This is a genomic window from Paenalcaligenes sp., assembly GCF_030152715.1.
GTDB lineage: Bacteria > Pseudomonadota > Gammaproteobacteria > Burkholderiales > Burkholderiaceae_B > Paenalcaligenes > Paenalcaligenes hermetiae.
This window is the reverse complement of record NZ_JASLIX010000140.1, coordinates 1-5,966: the sequence shown is the minus strand read 5'-3', so window position 1 is coordinate 5,966 and position 5,966 is coordinate 1. Positions and strand designations below refer to the sequence as shown.

Sequence of the window (5,966 nt, the reverse complement as noted above, 5' to 3'; positions counted from 1 at the left end):
CACCCACCAAGCTAATCCCACCGTGAGGGGATTGCGAGATTCTGGGGGGTGGATCACAACAGAGTGTAGACAGCATTGTCTAGTTAACGCAATTGGCTTTGCTGAAATTGCTTGCAACCTGGCGCCTCGGCGGTTTAGTGTGTCCAGTTATAGACCGCACGGTCTGTCTAGTGTAGGTTGATCTGCAGCCCGTCCTGCGGATCCAGACAAGACCGCCGCAACGCACGATCAACTGGAGAAATTCACCATGACTGCAACTACCACCACCCGACCGAGGCCGAAGCGTAAGCCCCGGCCGCAAGGCCAGTGGCTCGTCGACGGCACTACTCCGCTCAACGACGACGAGAAGATTAAGCAAGAAGACGCCGGCCTCGGCGTCATCGACCGCATTCGCGAGACCTACGCGAAGCAGGGCTTCGAGTCCATCCCGAAGGAGGACCTCGCGCCCCGCTTCAAGTGGGTCGGCCTGTACACCCAGCGCCGCCCCGGCCTCGACGGCGTGGCCACCTCCACGCTGAGTACCGAAGAGCTGCAGGATAATTACTTCATGATGCGCATCCGCCTCGACGGCGGACTGGTCAGCAGCGAGCAGCTGCGCGTCATCGGCGAGATTTCTAGCGACTACGCCCGCGATACTGCGGACTTCACCGACCGCCAGAACGTCCAGCTGCACTGGATCCGCATCGAGGACGTCCCGACCATCTGGGACAAGCTCGAGGCCGTCGGGCTGGACACCAACTTCGGCTGCGGCGACGTGCCCCGCGTCATCCTGGGCTCCCCGGTCGCCGGTATCGCTGCCGACGAGATTATCGACGCAACCCCGGCCATTCACACCATCAAGGAAGAACTACTTACCAGCGGCGAGTTCGACAACCTGCCACGCAAGTTCAAATCCGCGATCAGTGGTAACTCCCGTCAGGACGTCACCCACGAGATCCAGGACCTGGCGTTTATCGGCTCGAACCACCCGGAGCACGGCCCCGGCTTTGACGTCGGGGTCGGCGGCGGGCTGTCCCCCAACCCGATGCTCTCTCAGCGCCTCGGTGCCTGGGTACCTCTGGAAGAGGTCCCGGAGGTGTGGGCCGGCGTGGTCCGCATCTTCCGCGACTATGGCTACCGCAAGGTCCGCAACCGCGCGCGCCTGAAGTTCCTCGTCGCCGACTGGGGTGTCGAGAAGTTCCGCAAGGTGCTGGAGGAGGACTACCTCGGCCGCAAGCTCGTCGACGGCCCGGACCCGGGGGAGTACCCCGGCTACCGCGACCACATCGGCATCCACGAGCAGCGGGACGGCAAGGTCTACCTGGGGGTGAAGCCCACGGTGGGGCACACCGACGGCGCTCAGCTGCAGCGCCTCGCGGAGCTCGCCGAGTCCTATGGCTCCACGCGCCTGCGCACGACCCCCGATAAGGAGCTGCTCTTCCTGGATCTGACCCCGGAGAATGCAGACAAGCTCGCCGCCGAGTTGGAGAAGGAGGGCCTGTCTGCGAAGCCTTCGGCCTTCCGCCGAGACATCATCAGCTGCACCGGCCTGGAGTTCTGCAAGCTCGCGCACGTCGTGACGAAGCAGCGTGCCATTCAGCTGGTCGACGAGCTGGAGGAGCGGGTCGGTGACCTCGACGTCCCGCTGAAGATCTCCCTGAACGGCTGCCCAAACTCCTGCGCCCGTTCCCAGGTCGCGGACATCGGTCTATCCGGCAAGGTGCTGACCGACGAGGACGGCAACCGCGTTGAGGGATTTCAGGTGCACCTGGGCGGCAAGGTCGGCCTGGAGCCGGGCTTCGGCCGCAAGCTGCGCGGCAACAACGTGTTCTCTGAGGACGTCGGCGACTACGTGGTCCGCGTCGTTGAGAACTTCAAGGAGCAGCGCGAGGCTGGCGAGGAGTTCAGCGCCTGGGTCGCCCGCGCTGAGGAGGAGGCACTGCGATGAGTGTTCCAGATACTGATTCCCTGCCGCCGGTGAACCAAGCGATCGGTGGGAAGTCCGGGCATAGCAATGGTCGGCGCGCGACCGTGAACTTCTGCCCCTACTGCATGGGGGAGAATCTTTTTCCGACCACGGAAACGGATAATTCCTGGCAATGCCGCGAGTGCCGTCGTGAGTTTTCGGTGAAATTCCACGGCCTGCTGGCCTAAGCAGGTATCCTCTGCTCGGCCGGCGTGTGGAATATGGCTAGCCGGGACGCAGCTCACAGTAGGATAAGCGACATGCATGAGCTCGGAAGCCCAGGATTTGCCGTTCTCGACGTCGAGACCACCGGTTTCAGTACCGCCCACCGCGTGCTGGAAATCGGGGTCGTCCTACTTTCTGCCACCGGCGAGGTGGAGGGCAGCTGGTCCAGTCTGATCAACCCGGACCGCGATATTCCCAATAGTTCGATCCATGGGGTCTATGGTCGACACGTGAAAGACGCGCCGGCTTTCGCCCAGATCGCGCGCGAACTCTTCGGCCTCTTAGACGGCCGGGTGCTGGTCGCCCACAACGCGCGCTTCGACGCCCGGATGCTCTCGCAGGAATTGGCCCGCGCGGGCCTGGCTCCGGAGGAAACCATCCCCGGGTATGTCTGCACCATGGAGCTTTCTAAGCGGCTTTTGCCCGGCATGCCCAGCAAACTGGGGGATGTGCTCACCCGCGTGGGTATCAGCAACCGGGACGCTCACACCGCCCTGGCGGATGCCGAGGCCACGGCGGAGCTTGTCCAATACTTCCTTCGGAACGGAGTGACGCTCCCCGGGGCTGCGTCTATCACCATCGACGCCCGCCCGCTGAGCCAGTTGGCCGCCGATTCGGCTGTGCCGTTGACTCGCGAGGCAGCAGAGGCAGCTCATCACGAACAGGAGCAGGCCGCCACTGAGGAGGCCCAACCGTTGGAACTGCGTCCGGGTGACCGGGTGACCTTGACCGGGGAGATGAATAGGCCTCGATCCGAGTGGGAGAAAGAGATCCGAGAGCACGGGCTCATTCCGGGGTCCTTGACGAAGAACACTCGGGTGCTGGTTGCCGCCGACGTGGACTCCTTGAGCGGCAAGGCGAAGAAGGCACGGCGCTATGAAATTCCAATCCTGACCGAGCAGGAGTTTTCTGTGCTGCTGGCGGGCATCAGTGATGAGGAGGAGCGGATAACTCCCGAAGCAACGGTGCCTAATCCGCCCGAGGTCGAGACACCGGACTATGCCCCGGAAGGAGAAAGCGCTTATATGGATGATTTCTACTCGGGAAGCTCTGATTCCGCGGCGGAAGTCTTTTACGAGGAGCCCAGTCGCGAGTCGCTACTGGCAGCACTGAATCTTGCGCAGGATGCCCTGGGGCTGATCGCTAATCAACACCGCGGCCTGGATAAGGCTCTGCTACCGGACTCGGCCAACGGGATGCTCAGTGGCCGAGCTGCCGACGTTTTGGCTCAGCTAACCGACCCGGAGGGGGACTATCAGCAGGTCAAACTCCAGGTGCGGGGGACAGCGTCTTCCGCGCTGGCGGGCTTTTATGCCGGTTTGGACGCACGTGAACAGCTCATCGCCCGGAAGAGGCTGGGCACTACCTCGCCGGCCACCCTAGATACGCTCGGTAAAGAATTGGGCTTGACCCGCGAACGCGTACGCCAGCTACAGAGACCACTTGCGAGTCGCCTGGAGGAACTGGCCAATCGCGGGGCAGTGGCTGAGCTTCGGGAGGCGATGGCAGCCCATGCTTTCCCGGTGGCGCGCATCGGGGGGATCGTCGAACAGCTCCCAGAGCTGCGAGAGGAGGTTCCCGGTTGGGGCCTACGCCTCGCCGAGATTATCGATGCGGTAGATGGTTCCTTCGCCATTGAAGAGGACTGGGTGTGCTTCCCATCTCTGAAGGTGGCTCGGGAGCGGACCGAAAATCTACTCAAGCAGGGCAGCGATGACTATGGGGTGGTCCCGTTGGACTGGGTGGAGGAGCGCACGGCGCTCAGCCCCGCTGACCTGCGTGAATGGCTCGATCACTGTGGGTATCGATTGTTCGAGGGGCATGTGCTCACCGAAACTCGTTCGCTCCCTGCCCTTGGGGCGGGGGTTCTCTCCATCCGTGGCGAGCCGCAAGATCTCGATTCGTTGTATGAGGCGATTGGACAGGGGAGGACGAATCGTTCCTTGGCGAATTCCCTGAACGCTTCCGAGAGGATCGTGAGGGTCAGTGCGACTAAGTGGGCGCTGTCGGAGTGGGGGTATGAGGAGTACAGCACGCTGGCGAAACTTATTGAGCGCCGTCTCGTCGCCGCGACTGACGCGGGAGATGAGGGGGTCCCGCTGACCGCCTTGCTGACAGAACTACCCGCCAAATTTGACGTCGCGGAAAATTCGGTGCGGACCTATGCATCAACCGGCCAGTTCGAGTTGGTTGATGGAATCGTCAAGTGGCGTTCGGCGGCACCGGAAATGACCTCCACGCCGGAGGATTCTCGCGGCATGTATTGGCGTGATGGCAGGTGGAAGTTGCTGATCACCGTAACCAGTGATCACCTCCGTGGCTCCGGCAGTGGGGTTCCCGGCGGAGTGATCCATATGCTGGGGTTGAAATATAACGAGTCGGCCGAACTGCCCAGTGAGATTGGTACGCAGCGAGTGACCTGGGGGCCAACCAGTAACACCCTGGGAACCATTCGACGTTTGCTGGAGCATCAGGGGATCGGTGAGGGAGAGCGGGTTTGGCTGGACTTCCACGAGGGCGAATACTTCTCCCTGGAGCGCGCCCGGCCACAACAAGGAACCGAGGGGTTAGCCGCGCTCGCTGAACACGTGGGTGAAGATCCGGAAGGCGATGACGAAGCCCTGCGCTCTGTGATTTCTCGAGCCTTGGGGCTGGGGGATAACGGAGCGAACCGCCGTATCCTTAGTCGCTTCCGTGCCCGGCAGGATGGCTTTGCTGTCCAACTACTCGAAGACCTCTGGCTCTAGCGCTGGGGGGCAGAGTTCGGAAGCCCGGGCACAGCAACGGTCGACGTGCGACCGTGAACTTCTGCCCCTACTGCATGGGGGAGAACCTGTTTCCGACCACGGAAACGGATAATTCCTGCCAATGCCGCGAGTGCCGTCGCGAGTTTTCGGTGAAATTCCACGGCCTGCTGGCCTAAGCCAAAGCGCTGGGCACATAGCGAAACCCCGGCCCCGAGGTGCTGAACCGCGGGCCGGGGTTCTTGTCTTTGGTCACTGACACTGCCCGAGACCTCTGGTAGGCATGGGTCATGAGCACTTTTGCATTGCAGAATCCAAGTACTGGCCAAGAAGAAGAGCAGTTCAACCGCATCAATGATGCCGACCGCGATGCAATTCTGGATCGCGCCACCGCTGCAGGCGAGCAGTGGCGTCAGACTCCGATCGCGCAGCGCGCGGACGTCCTGCGGAAGACCTCGAAGCTGTTCCAGGAGAACAAGGAGCAGCTGGCTGAACACATCGGGCGCGAGATGGGCAAGCTGACCCGTTGGGCCGAGGCGGAGATCGACATCGTTTCGGACATTTTCACCTGGTACGCCGAGCATGCCCACGAGCTCATGGCAGATGAGCAGCTTTCCCAGCAGGGCGCGCAGCAGACCTGGGTGCGCAAGGAGCCCCTGGGCGTGATTCTGGGCATTATGCCGTGGAATTTCCCCTACTACCAGGTCGCCCGCTGGGCAGCGCCGAACCTGCTGCTGGGCAACACCCTGGTCCTGAAGCACGCATCCATCTGCCCGCTGTCCTCCCAGGCCTGCCAGGACCTGCTGGAGCAGGCCGGGCTGCCGAAGGATGCTTTCATCAACGTGTACGCCTCCGGCTCCCAGATGGATGCCTTTGTGGCGGATAAGCGTGTGGCGGGTGTGTCCCTCACCGGATCCGAGCAGGCTGGTGCCGCCGTGGCGAAGACCGCCGGCGAGCACTACAAGAAGTCCCTGCTGGAGCTGGGCGGCAACGACCCCTTCATCGTGCTCGACGATGAGAACCTGGACTGGGTGCTGGAGCAGTTCACCAAG

5 protein-coding genes are annotated in these 5,966 nt (G+C 62.5%); 4 read left to right on the top strand and 1 reads right to left on the bottom strand.

The window, feature by feature from the left end:
• Positions 1–247: 247 nt before the first annotated feature.
• The 3 genes from Q1V74_RS11165 (at position 248) to Q1V74_RS11155 (ending at position 4,917) form a co-directional block, all read left to right on the top strand.
• On the top strand, positions 248–1,927 hold the full coding sequence (locus Q1V74_RS11165; protein ID WP_300648960.1) for a nitrite/sulfite reductase: 1,680 nt from the start codon (positions 248–250) through the stop codon (positions 1,925–1,927).
• Positions 1,924–2,133: a hypothetical protein gene (locus tag Q1V74_RS11160; protein WP_015381947.1), complete on the top strand. Its 210-nt coding sequence runs from the start codon at positions 1,924–1,926 to the stop codon at positions 2,131–2,133. The genes Q1V74_RS11165 and Q1V74_RS11160 overlap by 4 nt, the downstream gene beginning before the upstream one ends.
• 72 nt (positions 2,134–2,205) lie before the next feature.
• Positions 2,206–4,917, top strand: coding sequence for an exonuclease domain-containing protein (locus Q1V74_RS11155; RefSeq protein WP_300648958.1), 2,712 nt, complete (start codon positions 2,206–2,208; stop codon positions 4,915–4,917).
• On the opposite strand, the gene Q1V74_RS11150 is transcribed toward Q1V74_RS11155, so the two are convergent.
• Positions 4,914–5,078: a hypothetical protein gene (locus Q1V74_RS11150; protein WP_300648956.1), complete on the bottom strand. Its 165-nt coding sequence runs from the start codon at positions 5,076–5,078 to the stop codon at positions 4,914–4,916. The two genes, Q1V74_RS11155 and Q1V74_RS11150, sit on opposite strands and share 4 nt — an antisense overlap.
• 126 nt (positions 5,079–5,204) lie before the next feature.
• Here Q1V74_RS11150 and Q1V74_RS11145 point away from each other — a divergent pair.
• A partial coding sequence (locus Q1V74_RS11145; protein ID WP_300648954.1) for an aldehyde dehydrogenase family protein occupies positions 5,205–5,966 on the top strand: 762 nt, incomplete at its 3' end.

Coding starts and splice junctions, on each gene's coding strand:
- Q1V74_RS11165 (WP_300648960.1), top strand. CDS start 248: ATGACTGCAACTACCACCACCCGACCGAGGCCGAAGCGTAAGCCCCGG.
- Q1V74_RS11160 (WP_015381947.1), top strand. CDS start 1,924: ATGAGTGTTCCAGATACTGATTCCCTGCCGCCGGTGAACCAAGCGATC.
- Q1V74_RS11155 (WP_300648958.1), top strand. CDS start 2,206: ATGCATGAGCTCGGAAGCCCAGGATTTGCCGTTCTCGACGTCGAGACC.